Annotated in this window: 14 protein-coding genes; 13 read left to right on the forward strand and 1 reads right to left on the reverse strand. The window is 42.4% G+C overall.

All coding sequences use genetic code 11. The annotated features are described in order from the left end of the window. Positions 1-116 precede the first annotated feature (116 nt). Positions 117-1,244: a hypothetical protein gene (locus tag ACUN2T_RS12530; RefSeq protein ID WP_445497738.1), complete on the forward strand. Its 1,128-nt coding sequence runs from the start codon at positions 117-119 to the stop codon at positions 1,242-1,244. A 177-nt stretch (positions 1,245-1,421) separates the two neighbouring features. Here the strand turns inward: ACUN2T_RS12530 and ACUN2T_RS12535 are convergent, their stop codons facing one another. After that, complete coding sequence (locus tag ACUN2T_RS12535; protein ID WP_445497739.1) at positions 1,422-1,898, reverse strand: winged helix-turn-helix domain-containing protein; 477 nt, start codon at positions 1,896-1,898, stop codon at positions 1,422-1,424. 784 nt (positions 1,899-2,682) lie between these two features. On the opposite strand from ACUN2T_RS12535, the gene ACUN2T_RS12540 reads away from it, so the two are divergent. The 12 genes from ACUN2T_RS12540 (at position 2,683) to ACUN2T_RS12595 (ending at position 16,657) form a co-directional block, all read left to right on the forward strand. Further along, positions 2,683-3,132 (forward strand): phage tail protein, encoded by a 450-nt coding sequence (locus ACUN2T_RS12540; RefSeq protein WP_445497740.1) that lies wholly within the window; start codon positions 2,683-2,685, stop codon positions 3,130-3,132. Positions 3,133-3,199: 67 nt separating this feature from the next. Next, entirely contained in the window at positions 3,200-4,288 is a 1,089-nt protein-coding gene (locus ACUN2T_RS12545; protein WP_445497741.1) for a phage tail sheath family protein, read from the forward strand. Positions 4,289-4,345: 57 nt separating this feature from the next. After that, on the forward strand, positions 4,346-5,863 hold the full coding sequence (locus ACUN2T_RS12550) for a phage tail sheath family protein (protein ID WP_445497742.1): 1,518 nt from the start codon (positions 4,346-4,348) through the stop codon (positions 5,861-5,863). Positions 5,864-5,911: 48 nt separating this feature from the next. Beyond that, entirely contained in the window at positions 5,912-7,108 is a 1,197-nt protein-coding gene (locus ACUN2T_RS12555; RefSeq protein WP_445497743.1) for a phage tail sheath C-terminal domain-containing protein, read from the forward strand. Positions 7,109-7,124: 16 nt separating this feature from the next. Beyond that, complete coding sequence (locus tag ACUN2T_RS12560; RefSeq protein ID WP_023046406.1) at positions 7,125-7,583, forward strand: phage tail protein; 459 nt, start codon at positions 7,125-7,127, stop codon at positions 7,581-7,583. Further along, positions 7,580-7,759 carry a DUF5908 family protein gene (locus ACUN2T_RS12565; RefSeq protein ID WP_445497744.1) on the forward strand — a complete coding sequence of 60 codons (180 nt, stop codon included), beginning with the start codon at positions 7,580-7,582 and terminating at the stop codon, positions 7,757-7,759. The genes ACUN2T_RS12560 and ACUN2T_RS12565 overlap by 4 nt, the downstream gene beginning before the upstream one ends. Further along, complete coding sequence (locus ACUN2T_RS12570; RefSeq protein ID WP_445497745.1) at positions 7,746-8,429, forward strand: CIS tube protein; 684 nt, start codon at positions 7,746-7,748, stop codon at positions 8,427-8,429. Before ACUN2T_RS12565 ends, ACUN2T_RS12570 begins: the two co-directional genes overlap by 14 nt. Continuing rightward, positions 8,426-10,027: a phage baseplate assembly protein V gene (locus tag ACUN2T_RS12575; RefSeq protein WP_445497746.1), complete on the forward strand. Its 1,602-nt coding sequence runs from the start codon at positions 8,426-8,428 to the stop codon at positions 10,025-10,027. The genes ACUN2T_RS12570 and ACUN2T_RS12575 overlap by 4 nt, the downstream gene beginning before the upstream one ends. Before the next feature lie 12 nt (positions 10,028-10,039). Continuing rightward, the gene (locus tag ACUN2T_RS12580; protein WP_445497747.1) at positions 10,040-10,486 is read left to right on the forward strand and encodes a GPW/gp25 family protein; all 447 of its coding nucleotides are present in this window, start codon (positions 10,040-10,042) and stop codon (positions 10,484-10,486) included. After that, positions 10,483-10,953: a hypothetical protein gene (locus tag ACUN2T_RS12585; RefSeq protein WP_445497748.1), complete on the forward strand. Its 471-nt coding sequence runs from the start codon at positions 10,483-10,485 to the stop codon at positions 10,951-10,953. Before ACUN2T_RS12580 ends, ACUN2T_RS12585 begins: the two co-directional genes overlap by 4 nt. Positions 10,954-10,983: 30 nt before the next feature. Beyond that, positions 10,984-13,698: a hypothetical protein gene (locus tag ACUN2T_RS12590; RefSeq protein ID WP_445497749.1), complete on the forward strand. Its 2,715-nt coding sequence runs from the start codon at positions 10,984-10,986 to the stop codon at positions 13,696-13,698. Continuing rightward, a complete protein-coding gene (locus tag ACUN2T_RS12595; RefSeq protein ID WP_445497750.1) occupies positions 13,691-16,657 on the forward strand; it encodes a hypothetical protein in 2,967 nt (988 codons plus the stop codon). Before ACUN2T_RS12590 ends, ACUN2T_RS12595 begins: the two co-directional genes overlap by 8 nt. Positions 16,658-16,798: the final 141 nt, after the last annotated feature.

Genomic DNA, 16,798 nt, shown 5'->3' on the forward strand with positions numbered 1-16,798 from the left:
ATGATTGAATTTATTTCTTGCACTAAAAAGAGGCAAGGTATTAATCCGATTATGATGGATGATTGCGCTTGCTATATTTTAAGTCCTACGTTCCATAACCATATTGAGTCATTATCATGAGCTGGCCTATTCCTGAAATACCTGAACTTAAACCAGTAGCGCCTTTACGCTATAAAATATGGTTTGTCATTTTGCTTTTAATACTGGTTGCCGGCACACTCGTTTATGCTTTTCTAAAAGACACGACCGATTTCGTTCATGCGGCGCTTTATAGCAGTTTACCTTCCTTTTTGGTATGGCTGATGTTATTCGGTGCGGTGTTAAATCGCTATGAGCAATATTGCGCGGCAGCGTATGCTTGGGAAGAGGCCAGTGCTGAAACCCGTTTCCAATGGCAGCAATGGAGCAGAAAACAACTGGCTGTGGTCGGTAATATTATTTTGACGCCTGAACAACAAGGCATGGCATCACTATTAGGTGATTCGAAAGATATTCCTGCTTTTCCTCATAGAGGACGTGCATTATTTTCGCCATCAAGAGATATCCCGCAATTATTGGATAAAATTGATCAGGATTTTGAAAAACAGAATCCGGGCTATCGCTACTTTTTGCGCAAGGTTTATCTCGCAGAATCCCCTGCTATCGATTTGTCTCGCGATCAGGAATTGATTGGTCAACACTGGAAAGTACAACGGGTACACATAGCGAACCGGGATGAGATCGATAAGTTATATAATGAGGCGACTTTTGAGGGGCTGATAATGGTTATCGCATTGCAGCTTTGGCCTGCCAAGGATGACAGAGAGGCGTACAGTGAATTTGTGTCTGCTCAACTATTCTCATCCACAAAATTTGCTACTCAAAAGAAGTTAAACATTCTTGCTGGCATGGGGCGGCCTTTACCTTCGTTACCGGGAGAAATAATAAAAGATTTGCATGTATTATTTGAATATAACCGTATTGATAAAAAGAACATGAAACACCTCTGGGTAACGGGTATCACTGATAAGGTGCGGACTGAGTTGATGATTTACAGTTATGATAATTCACTCAATTTCTCTCCAGAGAACCCGATTCATTTAATCGATCACTCTTTTGGCCAGCCAGGGCCGCTGTCTGTATTTTCGACATCAGCTATGCTGACAGAAGCAATTCACCTGACAAATAGCGATCATATCGTCATTAATCAATTACCTGAGGGGAGCGCAGTGCTCTATTTAATGACCAAGGAATTACATCAATGAAAAAACAAATAATCGCAATGCTATTAATGGTGGGCGTGTTTTCTCATAGTGATGAGTCATGATCTTTTCTTATTAAAGCGGCCCATCAATTGTAGGCGTGAGCCGCGGAGGAGAGTTGATAACTTTAATTTACCGCCATTGACGGAGAATTAACCGATCTGCAAATAAAAGTCATCATTATTTCTTAGCCAGAAAAGGGGCGGTATATAGGATAGTCGATAGCCAGATGCTTGCCGTAATGAACATAATAATAAGCCTAGTGAAACGCCAATAAGACGGCTTTGGGGTTGTATCTGTGGATAATTGGGCATCTTTTGACTGACTATCATTTTGTTCATTATCCTGAAATGGCAGGATAAAACGATAGCCTTGTCGGTATACGGTATGGATTGCTTCACCCAGGTCACAATAGCGTAATGTTCGGCGTAATTTACAGATCAATTGCAGTAGATTGGTTTCTGCTACACCATTTTTGCGTTCAGGCCAAACCAAAGGGATGAGTTGCTCCCGGTTTAACGTATTCCCTTGCGATGCATGTTCCCACAGTGCGAGTAGCAGGCGTTTCTCTTTTTCCGTAATGACAAATATACTTTTACCATGGATTATTTTGTTTGAGTCACAGTCTAAATAAACATCTCTAGTTATTTTCAGCATAACGCATTCTCTGCCTCTGTTTAGTGTTTGTCTATTCGTCATAGCTAGGAGAGCTCAAATAGGCTTATGCCTGTTAAAATTTATATAATTTCTGCATGAGTAATGCAAGAAAATAAATGATTTAAAATTTTTTATTTTATTTTGTCATGTAGGTTATTTTTATGTTTCTTATTAAGAAATAAAATTAATGATAATTTTTTATCAGTTTTGTTTATATTTTTGGTGAGTTATCTATCTACTTGGGAAACAGAGGGGATTTTCATAATTCATAATATAGATAAGAACTTTTTAGGGATTAATGAGTGAATAAGTCATCATGCATAATAACCCAATCAATTGAATGGTGTTTTGGTATGGTATTGAATTTATAGGAAAAATATAAATTAAAATAATTATTTTTTATTTTTAACTTTTATTTAGGTGTGGTCGCGTGGTTATTTAGCCATGAATAACTCCAACGTGATGTTTATCACTATTAACTGATGTTTATCACTATTAACTGAGTTAGTCATTGGTCGTCGTTAGGTCGTTAGATTGCCTCATTCATTAATGAGGATGTGGATGTATAAATATAAAGCCAGGCGGATATACCAGAATTAGGGAATTAGGCATGATACCTAAGGGCGGTAGCGTACCTGAAATGATAATGATGAGTATTCTAACCCAGCTTATATACCCAATAGATTTCAAGTTGCAGCGCGGCGGTAAGTGAAAGCAGCCAACAAAGCAGTAACTTGAAAAGTGAAGGGTATAAATGTAATTAACTCCTTAGAAGGAAATAACAATGTCTACAACTGCCGAGCAAATTGCTGTTCAATACCCCATTCCCACTTACCGTTTTGTCGTTGCTGTTGGTGATGAACAGATGTCTTTTCAAAGCGTATCGGGATTAGATATCAGCTATGACACAATTGAATATCGTGATGGAATGGGTAACTGGTTACAAATGCCTGGTCAGCGTCAGAGACCAACGATTACCTTGAAACGCGGTATTTTTAAAGGGCAATCTAAATTATACGATTGGATTAATTCTATTTCTCTTAATCAGATAGAAAAGAAAGATATATCTATCAGCTTGACTGATGAAACAGGTTCAAGCCTGCTAATTACCTGGAATATTTCTAATGCTTTCCCAGAAAAATTGACGGCGCCCAGCTTTGATGCTTCCAGTAATGAGGTTGCGGTACAGGAAATCAGTTTGAAAGCCGATCGGGTTACTGTGGAATTCCATTAATACACTGTTTGGTTGACGCCACGAATATCTTGGCATGTCAATTCAGTGCTTTTAAAAGGTTAATATTATGACAACTGATACCACTTATCCGGGTGTCTATATTGAAGAAGATGCCTCATTGGCACTCTCTATTCGTTCAAGTGCAACGGCGGTACCTGTTTTTGCTGTCGAAGATGGCAATTCATTTGTATCAGCGGGTACCTCTCTTCGCGTTAATAGCTGGTTGGAATATCTGACACGAAAAGGCAGCCCATTTGATTCTGGTGATAAGCTTGATATTTCATTGCGCGCCTATTTTATTAACGGTGGTGGATATGGCTATCTCGTCAAAACTCAAAATTTAGCAGAACAGGTTCCAAAACTTGACGATGTCACATTGCTGGTTGCCGCCGGAGAAGACATCAATGAGGCTACGGGAGAACTTTGTAAACCGGGCAAAGGATTATTCGCCATTTTTGATGGTCCAAAAGATCAAATAACTTCGGAGCAAAAACCAGACGAACTCCTCGAATCTTATTCCCCTACTCCTTATGGCGCGGTTTATTATCCTTGGCTGACCGCTGAATGGGGAAATAAAAAAGCCAAAGTTGATATTCCTCCCAGCGCAGTGATGGCGGGTATCTATGCCAGTGTCGATAACAGCCGGGGTGTTTGGCAAGCACCGGCTAACGTGGCTATTCAAGGTGGATTACAACCTAAACATCTGGTGACTGACGATCTGCAAGGGGAATATAATCAAGGTAAGGCGCTGAATATGATCCGCACCTTTCCTAAGAGCGGCACATTGGTTTGGGGTGCCCGTACGCTTGAGGATAATGATAATTGGCGCTATATCCCGGTTCGCCGCCTGTTTAATAGCGCAGAGCGGGACATTAAAAATGCTATGAGCTTCGCGGTCTTTGAACCTAACAGCCAGCCCACCTGGGAAGCGGTGCGTCGCGCTATTGATAATTATCTTTATTCCCTTTGGCAACAAGGCGGATTGGTGGGAAATAAAGCTGAACAGGCTTATTTTGTTCAAATCGGCAAAGGTACCACCATGACCGATGACGATATTAAACAGGGAAAAATGATCGTCAAAATTGGTATGGCTGCTGTTCGCCCAGCCGAATTTATTATTTTGCAGTTTAGCCAGTCAATTGGGCAAGCCCGATAAACAATTGTGGTCTGCTTATATAGTTGCTAATCATCTAAATTGAATGAGGAAGTCATAATGCCGTCTGTCGCATATACTACACCCGGTGTTTATATTGAAGAAGATGCTTCGCTATCGTTATCAATTAGCATCAGCCCAACGGCTATTCCGGTTTTTATTGGTAAGTTTTTCAAAAAAGACGGGAGCCAAATAGAACAGGGTAGCTGTATTAAAATCACCAGTTGGTTAGAGTTTATATCGCTGTTTTCATTATCTTCATCTTTTATAGTGTCAATACAGGCTACAGAAGAAAAGACAGAGGAAAAAATAGAAGAAAAGGCAGAAGAAAAGGCAGAAGAAAAGGCAGAAGAAAAGAGAGAAATAAACGCAGAGACTGTTGTTAAGCCGCTCAAAAGCAGTCAGAAAAATGCTAAAAGTGGTGGTGGTACTTTAGTAGATAAGGACGTTAAAAAAACCTATACCTATGTTGCCACTGTCACGGCCACTTCTTTCAGTGCTTTTGCTGTGCAGCATTATTTTAATAATGGCGGTGGTGTTTGTTATCTGCTGCCATTGGTCGCGGCAGCGGCAATTGATGCTCCGAAAGTAAAAAAAGCGGCTACAGCAGTAAAAACTGCTGAGGCGGTAAAATATGAATTAGCAACTCTGCCGGATTTGATAGAAAAACAGCAGGAGATCACCTTACTGCTCTGCCCTGAAACGGATGAAACGTTAGCACCTAGTCAAAAACAGGAAGTTTACAGTGGAGTAAATTCTCTGTTAAAAGACAAAGTGGGTTATTTCCTGATTGCTGATAGTACCAATGGGGTAGATAAACCAACGACACAGCCCGATAAAACCGCTGTTTATTATCCTTACTTAGAGACCTCTTTTACTTATAACCAGCCAGCGGATGCTAATATTGCTCTGAGTGGTTATGAGGATCCATCAGCTAATCTGGAAACATTGAAAACAGCTTCGCCAGAGGAATATGTCAAAGCTAAAAAAGCTGTCGATGACGTATTTAAAGCGACTAAAATCATCTTACCCCCAAGCGCCGCAGTTGCAGGCGCTTATGCGGCAACCGATGCCAGTCGGGGGGTCTGGAAAGCGCCTGCCAATGTAGCATTAAATAATGCGAAACCTGCTGTGGTAATTACCGACAACGATCAAAGCACGATGAATACAGCCGGTATTAATGCTATTCGTCACTTTACCGGCAAAGGTACACTGATTTGGGGTGCGCGTACCCTGAAAGATGATGACAACTGGCGCTATATTCCGGTACGGCGTTTATTTAATGCGGCAGAACGGGATATCAAACAGGCAATGCGATTTGCTGTTTTTGAACCCAATAGCCAACCAACCTGGGAGCGGGTGCGGTCAGCCATTGACAACTATCTCCATCGACTCTGGCAACAAGGGGCACTGGTCGGCAGTAGTCCCCAAGAAGCCTATTTTGTCCAAATTGGTCAAGGAGTCACCATGTCTGACACCGATATTAAACAAGGAAAAATGATCGTCAAAGTGGGTATGGCGGCAGTACGTCCGGCTGAATTTATCATCCTGCAATTTTCGCAAAAAGTAGCACAGTAACCATACTGAGGCGCGGTTTGCCGCGCCTGTTCTGTTGAGGAAACGATCATGGAGATAAAACAGCCGGGTATCACAGTAACGGAAAACCTGATATCCCAGAAGCAAGATGATGCATTCATCGGTATACCCGTTTTTATTGGTTGTACTCAACCTGCTAAAAACAACCATATCAGTGATAAAACCGCCGTCAAAATAAACAGTCTGACCCATTTTACCCTGAAATTTCGAGAGTCAGGATTAATGTACTACTCAGTGCGTCACTTTTTTGAAAACGGTGGTCAACAAGCTTATGTATTGCCACTGGGGCCTGATGAGCAATTAAAAGATTTTCAGTCATTGATCACGAGGCTACAACAAGAATGGATTAAACAGGCCATTGCCGCAGAGAGTACTATCACACTGATTGTGGTCCCTGATATTGTCCGCTTTAATCAGGAGGGGGAGCCTGATGCCACCATAGATCTTTGGTTACAATTCTGGCAGTCAGTGTTTGATCTTGGTAAAAGTCGGCGTGGCATCATGGGATTGCTGGATGCTCCTGATGACCCAGCATTGGCGGCTAAATGTTTAGCGCAATTTTCTTCAAATGATCGGCAATGGGGAGCGTTATACTGGCCGGGACTAAAAAGTGCATACCAAGAAAGTGGTGAACATATCATCCTTTCGCCTACTGCGGCGGTCGCTGCTGTCATCCAGAATCACGATAATCAGAAAGGCATATGGACCGCCCCTGCTAATGTGGCTTTAGCCAAAGTGGTTAGCCCGGTACGCTCTTTTATTGAAGCTGATGCACTCTTTAATCGGGATGACGACATCCCGCTGAATCTGATTCGCAGTTTTCCGGGCAAAGGGATTAAAATCTGGGGATGTCGAACTCTGGACAACACACCTGACACCCCTTGGCGCTATATCCAAATTCGCCGTCTGGTCTCCTATATTGAAGCTCATATAACCCGACTGGGCCGAGCCTTTGTTTTCGAACCCAATAATCCGATCACCTGGATGAAACTTAAGGGCCAAACTTACAACTGGCTGCATCAGTTATGGTTAAAAGGTGGACTGTCAGGTACCCAGGAAGAGCGGGCATTTGACATATTACTCGGTGTTGACGAATCAATGAGTGAAGCGGATGTGCTGGCTGGGAAAATGATCATGAAAATCAAACTGGCTCTGCTTATACCGGCGGAATTTATTGAGCTGAACTTAACGTTTGATACTCGTACCGGCGCAACCCGATTAAGTTAATAAACAGGGGCAAAATATGCATAACCTCTACACTCCGTCAGTATCACACCGTTTTATCGCCAGTTTTCTTTTTAACAATATTCCCAGTCCATTTGATATTGCCTTTCAGCAGATATCGGGCCTTAGCCGTGAATTGCAAACGACTCAACACAATCAAGGCGGAGAAAATGCCAGAAATGTCTGGCTGGCCGATAAGATCCAACACGGTAGTTTGGTGTTGGAACGCGGTGTGATGACAGTGACACCGCTCACCCTGATATTTGATCATGTCTTGCGCGGGGAAAAGGCGATTTATGCCGATGTGGTCATTATGTTGCTGAATGAAAATTTTTTACCCGTGGCGAGTTGGACAATCAGTAATGCGTTACCGGTTCGTTGGTCTACCGGTAACTTTGATGCCAATAGCAATGCTGTTTTGGTGAATTCTCTGGAGTTACGTTATCAAGATATGCTCTGGTTAGGAGTGAAAGCATGACTGTAGAAATTAAGGAACTGATTATTCAGGCTAAAGTTACCGATTCTGCGAGTGATTTGCCATCTCCGCGAACATTAGTGCAGGAAGCGTTGGACGACGCTCGTCTGATTGAGAGGATAAAGCAGGAGGTGTTAGAGGCATTACGGGAAACAGGAGGTCATTATGAGCTTAATTGAACGTAGTTTGTCCAAACTCACGCTGACGGCTTTTAAAGATAGGGAAGGTAAAATCTTGGTGGGCAGTTTACAGGTGATGTATAACCCTGATGCTATCCAACTGGATTATCAAGCCAGTTATAAAAAGGGTGAAGGTATTACCAATACCCACCAAAGCAACCACTATGTATCATCTCAACCTGCCGGTTTGTCATTAGATCTGTTGTTTGATGCATCTATGCCCGGCAACACTACGCCGATAGAAACCCAACTGGCGATCCTGAAAACGCTCTGTGCCATTGATGCCGGTACTAAAGTTCCCCACTTTCTTAAAATCAAATGGGGCAAAATGCGCTGGGAAAACAAAGGCTATTTTGCCTGCCGGGCCGACGGTCTCAGCATTCATTACACCTTGTTTGACCGGGATGCTACCCCGCTGCGGGCAACTGCCACCTTATCTCTGGTGGCAGATGAGAGCTTTGTTATTCAGACAACCGAGCAACAGTTAAGATCACCGCCGGTTACCGCGGTTAACGTAGCCGATATGCTCTCCCTGCCATTGATTGCACTGGGCGCTGGCGCTTCTCTGGTCGGCGGTATTGACTATCTCTCCCTCGCCTGGCAAAACGATCTGGATAATCTTGATGATTTTACGCCGGGACAAACGCTACAAGCTCGGAGGGAGGTATGAAGATACCTGCAATAGTGATTAAGATAGGTGGCAAGATACTCAATCAGTTTACTGTCATCAGTTTGTCAGTAAATTATCCTATCAATGGCATTCCTTCGGCTAACATCACTCTAGGTATCATCGGTGATACCAGCCATATTTTTGATGCCAAGGCGCAGGCTGAACTGGCAAGTTGTCGTCCGAATCATGAGCTTATTGTGCAGATCCAAAAAAATGTGTTGTTTAAAGGGATCATTGTTCGGCAGACCTTGGGGCTTAAAGGTCAGGACAGTTTGATGATTTTAACGGCAAAACATCCACTGCAAAAATTAACGCATAGTTTCCACTCGCAACTATTCAGTAAACAGAGCGATGAAGCGATTATCAAGCAGCTATTCAGTCAGGCGGGTGTGCCTGTTGCGATAAAACAAGTGCCTCAGCTTAAGACAGTGCATGAACAAATGGTGCAGTTTCGCTGTAACGACTGGACTTTTCTGAAAAGTCGGCTTAGTGCTACCAATACTTGGCTACTTCCCGGCCACGATGCCATTACGTTGGTAACGCCGGAATCGCTTAATCAATCAACTGTACATACCCTCCATCAGCGCAGCAACCATCAGGACGTAGTGCTGTTTGAAGCTAATCTGCAATGGGATAATCAGCGTAGCCCCAAAGCAGTAAGTGTACAGTCCTGGGATATTACCCAACAAAAGCTGTCTCAGGCGATTCAGGCAAAGCACAGCGGGTTTGGCCGCGATCAGCTTGCGGCGGACACGCTGAAACCGCTTACCGGCCAAGAGTGGCAATGGATTTTAAGCTACCCATTGGATAATGAACAAACCAAACAGTTTGCTCAAGGCATCATAGGCAACCGACGAAGCCATAATATATCCGGTAATTTTGAGGTTGAAGGTGATGATCGCTATAAGCCGGGTGATGTTTTGGCGTTAACGGGCTTTGGTCAGGGGATGGATGGTCAGGCGATTATTACCGGTGTAAAGCAGACTATCACTCAGCGGCAAGGTTGGCGTACCCGGTTAACTTTAGGTATGCAATCAGACGTAGAACACGTTGTGCCTCAGGTTAAAGAGCTGCATATCGGGATCGTAGAAAAATACCACCAAGACAGCCAATCGCTGGGCCGTATTCCGGTCAAAATACCGGCTTTAAACTTAACCAACGGCACTCTTTTTGCCCGCTTAAGTAAACCTTATGCCAGCCATGAAAGTGGATTTTGCTTCTACCCGGAACCGGGGGATGAAGTGATTATCGGTTTTTTTGAATGTGATCCCCGTTTTCCGGTGATATTAGGATCTATGCACAATCCTAAAAATAAATCGCCGTTGGAACCGAGTGAAAAAAACTTGGTGAAAACATTAGTGATTAAGCAAGGAGAGAATCAACAAGCACTCATATTTGATAATAAAGATAAGACACTCGTATTTAATAGTGGAAAAAACGCATTATCTTTACAACAGGATAAAGATATCACCATCAGTTCTGCTAAAAATCTCATCACTCATGCACAGGAAATTAATCTCCAGGCCGATAAATCCCTGTCAGCCGTTGGAAAATCTGGGGTCGATATTAAAGGGGCAAAAATTAATTTAATACAATAATAGGATAGTGAGATGGCAGATAAAATATTAGCTGATATTTATGGTCGGGGTTGGGCATTCCCGCCTCAATTTTCTATTAAAGATAATGCGCATCCTGAAACACAATCTGGCGTAATAATGGCGGAAGGAGCAGAACATGTCCGCCAGAATATGAAAATTCTTTTTTTAACTGAACCTGGCGAACGGATTATGCGTGAAGATTACGGTTGCGGCTTAAATGATTATATGTTTGAAAATATCAGTGACGAATTAATGGCACGGATTCAAACGCGTATTGAAGAACGCGTATTACGTTATGAACCCCGTGCAGAAGTGACTGAAATACAGGTGAATCAGGGAACAGATTTGCTTAATACCTTACATGTTCAGGTGACTTATTCCCTAAGGGGCAGTGAAATCAGCCTGCAAATTGAAGGTATTCTTGAGATTGGTGAAGGGCCGATACAGGTGATCTTATGAGTAAACAACTGGTTGTTGATGGCGACATCCTGCTATTCGAACCGTTGTTCGGCAACCGGCAGGTCACCATTTTGGGGCTGGCGGCCATCAGGGGCAGTGGGCACGTGCAAATCCAGGGAAAAAAAATCGTGATTGTGGGGGATGAAAAAAAGGTACAGTTTCAAGCACAGTACATTACCCCCAGCCACCCGATACCCGGCATGGGCATGGTCACCATTGCCCAATTGGATACCAGCCAGCAGGTAAACTTTTGCCGTAGCCCTGTCACGATGATTGTTGTTGGGCAGCAGTTTATCGCCCGTTTTACCCCGTCACAACCGGCAAATAATCCGTCAACCGGACCGGATGTAACGGTACCCAGTATGGGAAAAGGCCGTTTTATTGCCAGTCAATATACTGTCAGTGCCGGGTCGATAACTTCGCCAATCTTATTTTTAAATAACAACAATCTCCTGACAACATATTAAGGTTATATTTAAATAACAGGTGGTATAAATATGGGACAGACCAGATTAACGAATAAACTTGCCGCTATCGTATCGGATACTGATTTTAAACTTGATGAAAGAAGTACACTGGATATTTTAAACTGGCTTAAAGAGTACGCTGAAAAAATCCCTTTCGATCAAGAGAAAAAACAGTTCTGGAGTAGTTTCTATTTCTTTCAGAAAAATAGCCCTCAGGAATTAGCGAATATTTACCAGAATGCAAATAAAGCAAATGGTCTTTTACCCGCTCATCAGGCTTTTTTACTGGCTTTTTTAAAACTATTAGAAACGACTAAAACATTATTTAATACCTTTCCGGCGCGGCATCGGGATCTTTATTATCGGGAATTATTGGGCTTGAAACCGAGAGATTCCCAAGCGGATCAGGTGGCGATAGGTATTACCCTGAGTTCGGATCGTATTGAATATCTTGTTCCTAAAGGAACCCGCTTTGATGCCGGACATGATAGTGCGGGCAATCCGTTACAGTATGTGTCCGAGTCGAATGTGTTGGCAAATCAAGGGGAACTGACCGACTTACGTTGGTGTCGGAAAGAGGGGAATGGCTGGAAATCGGCAATACCATTAAATCTTGCAGATAACATTGTATTCCCTGAAAACGGTATTCGGCTTTTTAACCCAAAGTTTAAGGGGGTGTCGGTTCTTTCCGGTTATCTGATTACTTCGCCTCTATTTGCCATGTTGGCAGGAGAACGAAGTATTAAAGTGACACTGGCAGACAAGTGGGCCGATAATGCTGATCATGTCACCGCTAAGATTAGCTCGGGAGACCACTGGCTTTCTCTGTCTATAAAAAAAGAAAAAGATACCGATTATCTGATGCTTTGCTTATCAGCTGAAGGTGATCCTATTACTCCTCCTGACAATCTTGATGGAATGACATTTGATGCACCGGTACTTAAATTGGGTACGTCTCAAGATCCTATGCTGCCCAAGATTAAAGAGATTGAGATCAGCATTAACGGCAACCGTAATGTGTACTATGCCTCTGATGGTGGTATTGAACAAACGAATACAGCCAGCTTTCCCTTTGGTCAATTGCCATCGTTAGGCTCCGGTTTTAATTTGGTTGCCCCGGAATGGTATGGTTCCGAAAATGCGACCCTAACGATTATCCCTCAATGGGTTGGCTTACCTACCAAGAGTTTTAAAGAATGGTATAAAGGTTATAGCTCTGAATCCGATAATCGCGCGTTTAAAGTACAAAGTTATTTGGTCACTCCTCAGGAAAGAACCATACTAAAAGAGCCTGAAACTAAGGCTGAATCTCAATCATTATTCAGTGGAGATAAAGAACCACAAGGACAAAGCCTGAAATTTACCTTACCGGCAATGAAGTACCTTCTTGCAGATAGCCCAAAGCCCAATGACTGGCCTGCATCAATACGCATAGAACTGGCCGAGCAAGATTTTATGCACACCCAATATTGGCAAGATCCTACCGGGAAGAATTTACCCTATACGCCACAAATTAGTGCGTTGCAGGTTCAATTCAGTGCTAAAGCTGAGCAATTTACTGTTTATCCTCTGATGCCTTTTGGTTGGGGCGCGGCAGCGGCAGCAGCGCCAGTACTCACCCATGAAGCATTCTATTTAGGCTTTACGGGGGTACTACCGGGGCAAACTTTATCTCTCTATTGGCAGTTAGAAGGCATTAAAACACTCGCTTTATCCTGGTCTTATCTCAACAACAGCAATACTTGGATTACGTTGGATAAATTAGTTGACGATCAAACTCGTAACTTGTTTGACCGGGGGATCTGGCGCGCTTTATTGCCGCAGGATGCGTCAAATCAGGCAGCCTTGATGCCGGTGGGGCGGTACTGGCTAAAAGCAGAGATAACTGATAATACCGCTCCTCTGGATTACCCTAGAATTAAGGACCTGTTGTATAACGCTACCACGGCAATTTTGACCAACACAGAAACTGTTGAGCAGGATCATTTTATTAATGGATTGACCGCTGGCAGCATTAAACAACCGGTAAATACCATTGTTGCAATTAGCAATGTCAATCAACCTTGGTCTTCTTGGAACGGCCGCCCCCGGGAAACTGAGCAAGCCTTCCTAAAACGAATTCCTGTTCGGCTCTCCCACCGTAACCGGGTACTGAGTTGGGGGAACATGGTCACTTTACTAAAAGATCGTTATGTCAGCCTATTTGATGTCAGACACCATTCTGGCGGTAAATTAACCACCATTCCGGCACCGGGAAAGCAACAATTAATTGTGATCCCCGACAACCGTTACAAAGATAATAATAATGCGCTACGTCCAGAACTGAACCCGGCCCGGCGGGCAGAGATGGTTGAATGGTTAAGTCGATTAAGCAGCCCTTGGGCAACTATTGAAATTAATAATCCTACCTACGTTAGCGTCCTGATCAGTTATCAACTGGTGTTTGTCTCAGGTGTGAATCCCGACTACGGCCATTATCAGCTACAACAGGAATTGAGCCGAAACTATATGCCGTGGGGAGAAAATCCGGCTATCGGTGTAACAACCGGTAACTGTATTGATTACTACCAGTTGTTAGCCACGATCCAGCAATTCTCTCTGGTTGAACGGGTCACGGACTTAACCTTGGAAAAACATGGAAAGCCAGCAGGCGCAATAGGTGAAAGTATTTGGGCTGATGATAATGAAGTATTAATTTTAATCTGGTCAAAAGAAGAGTTCGATAAGGAGTTAGCACATGAGTAATCAGGATGCTTTATTTCCCATCGTTAAAGATGATATTGCCTTTGATTCCTTACTTAATCAGGCAAAGGCGGTTATTGAACAACAATCCGGTAACTGCTGGAGTGATATGGGTGAAAGTGATCCCGGAGTCACCTTATTAGAAGCTTGTTGTTATGGTGCATCAGATTTGGCTTACCGCCACTCATTACCACTCAAGGATCTGCTGACGCCCAGTAAAGCGGAACAGACACCCGGTGATGGTATTTTTCCAGAGGAGTTTGGCCCGCAACAAATGCTGACTTGTGGCCCAATTACTGCTGAGGATTATCGTCGGGCATTGTTGGATTTACATAGTGACGATACGGTTAACGGTTACTTTTTATTTAATGATGTACTACTGATAGGTGAACCAGAAGATCAACGCTACACATACTGGTATAGCAAAAAGGAACGAAAATACAGTTTTCAAATGCCAAAATCAGAGAGTGAACCGTTAACATTAAGAGGAAATTATTGGCTTTATTTACTCCCGAGTCGGGGAAGTGAGAATAATAAAACCCTGGCTGAGGATAGATTGAAAGCATTTCTGAAAGATAATCGTAATTTGGGAGAATGGGTTAGTAAGATTATCTGGTTAAAACCCGTTGATTTACCATTGAAGATTGATATTCAGCTTGATAATGACGTTAAAGATATTGCTGACATATTTGCACAAATTTATATGATGGTGGAACAAACTATACTAGAAAAGCCGTTGCGTTATACCACGCAAGCGATGAAAGAAATGGGTTACAGTAATGAAGAAATCTTTGATGGTCCTTATTTACACCATGGCTGGATACCGACATTACCGCCGATTAGAGACTACAACGCTTCTATGGTATTAAATTTAAGCCCGTTGGTTAACCGATTATTGGCTATTAAAGGTGTTCAAGGTGTTACCCGGCTGGAATTAGATCAGGATAAGTATGATGTAAACATTATTTCTCCGCTATCGGGTGATAATTGGTCTTGGGAAATTGTCAAAGGATATTATCCCAGACTATGGAGTTGTGACCCCTTAGAATTGATTACCTCATCAGGCAGCCCACTCACCATTACCGCTAAAGGTGGCGTTAATATTACCGTATCTAAACAAGATATAGAGAAAAAGGTTATTGCGGAGCCACTATTTACGACACATCCAGAATTATTGAATTGGGGCAAGTATCGTAAAGCCCTAGATTACTATCCGGTGAGTAATAAGTTACCTGCCTGCTATGGATTGCAAACGCATAAACATACCCTACAACAAGTGCAGTTACACCAATTTATACTGCCTTTTGAACAAATGTTAGCTAACAGCTGCGCCGAACTTGCTTTATTGCCAAAACTATTGGCTTTTAAACAACGGGGAAATACGGTATATGGTGCACAATGGCCTTTTAAGGCGAATACAGTCAGTCATAAAGTTCATCAAAATATAGAATCTGATTTGACAGAAAAGATTCATAATGATTCATATATTTTTCATAAAGGTGTTATTCAGGAGAGAAACTATGCAAAAGAGCTGGCTATCCTTGAATATCTGTTAGGCTATTTTGGTGCTCATCGAGCAGCCAGGCCACTTATACTGAGCCGACAGGATTTTCTGTCCACCCAGCGCGATTATTTGGCTCAACAGCCAGAGCTGGCCTATCAGCGTAATAATATTCGGATTGATAAAGTATCAGCGCTGCAAAAACGGATTGCGGCCCGGTTGGGTTTGGGGAAAAAATGTTTCAATGAAACCCCGAATCTGGCTGATCTTCCTTTTTACTTTATTGAGCACCGTCGGCTTTTACCTGTTAAACCTGATGTGGTATTTGACAGTGAACAAACACCTGATGGACTGGCAATTAAAAGTCATCCTGATTCTAAAAGCCATCACTTAATTATCTTTCAGCAAAGTGCGGCAGGGCGGTTATTGCAGGGTCAGGTAATTGACTTGATTATTAAAGGTGAAAACAAATTCACATTGCGGAGCCAAGTGATCACTGAGATTACAGAAAAATCATTTTATCTTGACACCCGTAACAGTGTTATTTTGGAGCACCGGTTGAATGAAGTGCAGCAGGCGTTTAAGGATGGTAATCTACGTTGGTGTGATAGCCCGGTGTGGTTGGAGGATATGGATTATCAACTGGTTTATGCTGATGAGGCAGATCAAAATGGTGATGAAGATGAATGCTGGATCACTTCCAGTCCTCAAAGCCCTTTTCCGGCTATGATCAAAGAAGGTGACGAAATCACGTTAAAATATAAAATTACTTCCTATGAACCCGCCAAAAAAATATCAGCTAACACGAATTCCCCATCTGATTATATGCTTAAAGCTTTGGTAAAAAAATTCGATCGGATTAAGGGTAAAATATTAATTACACGAAATAAAGACACCGAAGTGGCTTTCCCTCAAAAGGAAAATGCATGGCGTTATCGCTGGTATTTCTCCAGTGCAGAATATGCTCATACCGATCGTTTTTCATTTGTCGTCAGCGTAGTGATTAATCGTCAGTTAATTGAGAATAAAAATGTTGATCCTCACAAACTGGAGTCGTGGGTAAAAACCGAGATTTTAGCTGAATTTCCTGCTCATGTTTCCATGATTATTCACTGGTTATCTCCAGAACATTTCAGAAATTTTGCTAGCACCTATAAGCGTTGGCAAAATAATGGCGCGCCTTTAGGAGATGAAGCATACCATATTTTAGAAATGTTAACGCTGGGACGTCTGCCACCTGCATTAACTGGTACAGGGAATATGCAAATTGCCACTGAACAACAGAGAGTTGAGGTGATGGGTGAATCTGAAAAAGAATGGCATTCTGAGGTAATAGAGGGTAACCAGTTGCTATATGTACCTAAGATTCAAGGAAGTATGTTTATTAATAATGAGAATGGAGGTAATATATTGCCTGAGAATTCTGAGTTTCAATCTGGGAATAATAAAAATAAAAATTAACTTGTCTTAAATATAAACTTAATTAATGTTTTATTACAATAATAGATATTTATTTTAATGTTAAATTCATTATCCTTAATTATTGTCGTACCGTTGTGAAACAATAGTTTGAGGGTATTGATAATAGAATAAACTAATATA

Source organism: Photorhabdus machadonis, from assembly GCF_052657765.1.

Coding starts and splice junctions, on each gene's coding strand:
- ACUN2T_RS12590 (WP_445497749.1), top strand. CDS start 10,984: ATGGGACAGACCAGATTAACGAATAAACTTGCCGCTATCGTATCGGAT.
- ACUN2T_RS12575 (WP_445497746.1), top strand. CDS start 8,426: ATGAAGATACCTGCAATAGTGATTAAGATAGGTGGCAAGATACTCAAT.
- ACUN2T_RS12560 (WP_023046406.1), top strand. CDS start 7,125: ATGCATAACCTCTACACTCCGTCAGTATCACACCGTTTTATCGCCAGT.
- ACUN2T_RS12540 (WP_445497740.1), top strand. CDS start 2,683: ATGTCTACAACTGCCGAGCAAATTGCTGTTCAATACCCCATTCCCACT.
- ACUN2T_RS12535 (WP_445497739.1), bottom strand. CDS start 1,898: ATGCTGAAAATAACTAGAGATGTTTATTTAGACTGTGACTCAAACAAA.
- ACUN2T_RS12595 (WP_445497750.1), top strand. CDS start 13,691: ATGAGTAATCAGGATGCTTTATTTCCCATCGTTAAAGATGATATTGCC.
- ACUN2T_RS12545 (WP_445497741.1), top strand. CDS start 3,200: ATGACAACTGATACCACTTATCCGGGTGTCTATATTGAAGAAGATGCC.
- ACUN2T_RS12570 (WP_445497745.1), top strand. CDS start 7,746: ATGAGCTTAATTGAACGTAGTTTGTCCAAACTCACGCTGACGGCTTTT.
- ACUN2T_RS12555 (WP_445497743.1), top strand. CDS start 5,912: ATGGAGATAAAACAGCCGGGTATCACAGTAACGGAAAACCTGATATCC.
- ACUN2T_RS12530 (WP_445497738.1), top strand. CDS start 117: ATGAGCTGGCCTATTCCTGAAATACCTGAACTTAAACCAGTAGCGCCT.
- ACUN2T_RS12580 (WP_445497747.1), top strand. CDS start 10,040: ATGGCAGATAAAATATTAGCTGATATTTATGGTCGGGGTTGGGCATTC.
- ACUN2T_RS12565 (WP_445497744.1), top strand. CDS start 7,580: ATGACTGTAGAAATTAAGGAACTGATTATTCAGGCTAAAGTTACCGAT.
- ACUN2T_RS12585 (WP_445497748.1), top strand. CDS start 10,483: ATGAGTAAACAACTGGTTGTTGATGGCGACATCCTGCTATTCGAACCG.
- ACUN2T_RS12550 (WP_445497742.1), top strand. CDS start 4,346: ATGCCGTCTGTCGCATATACTACACCCGGTGTTTATATTGAAGAAGAT.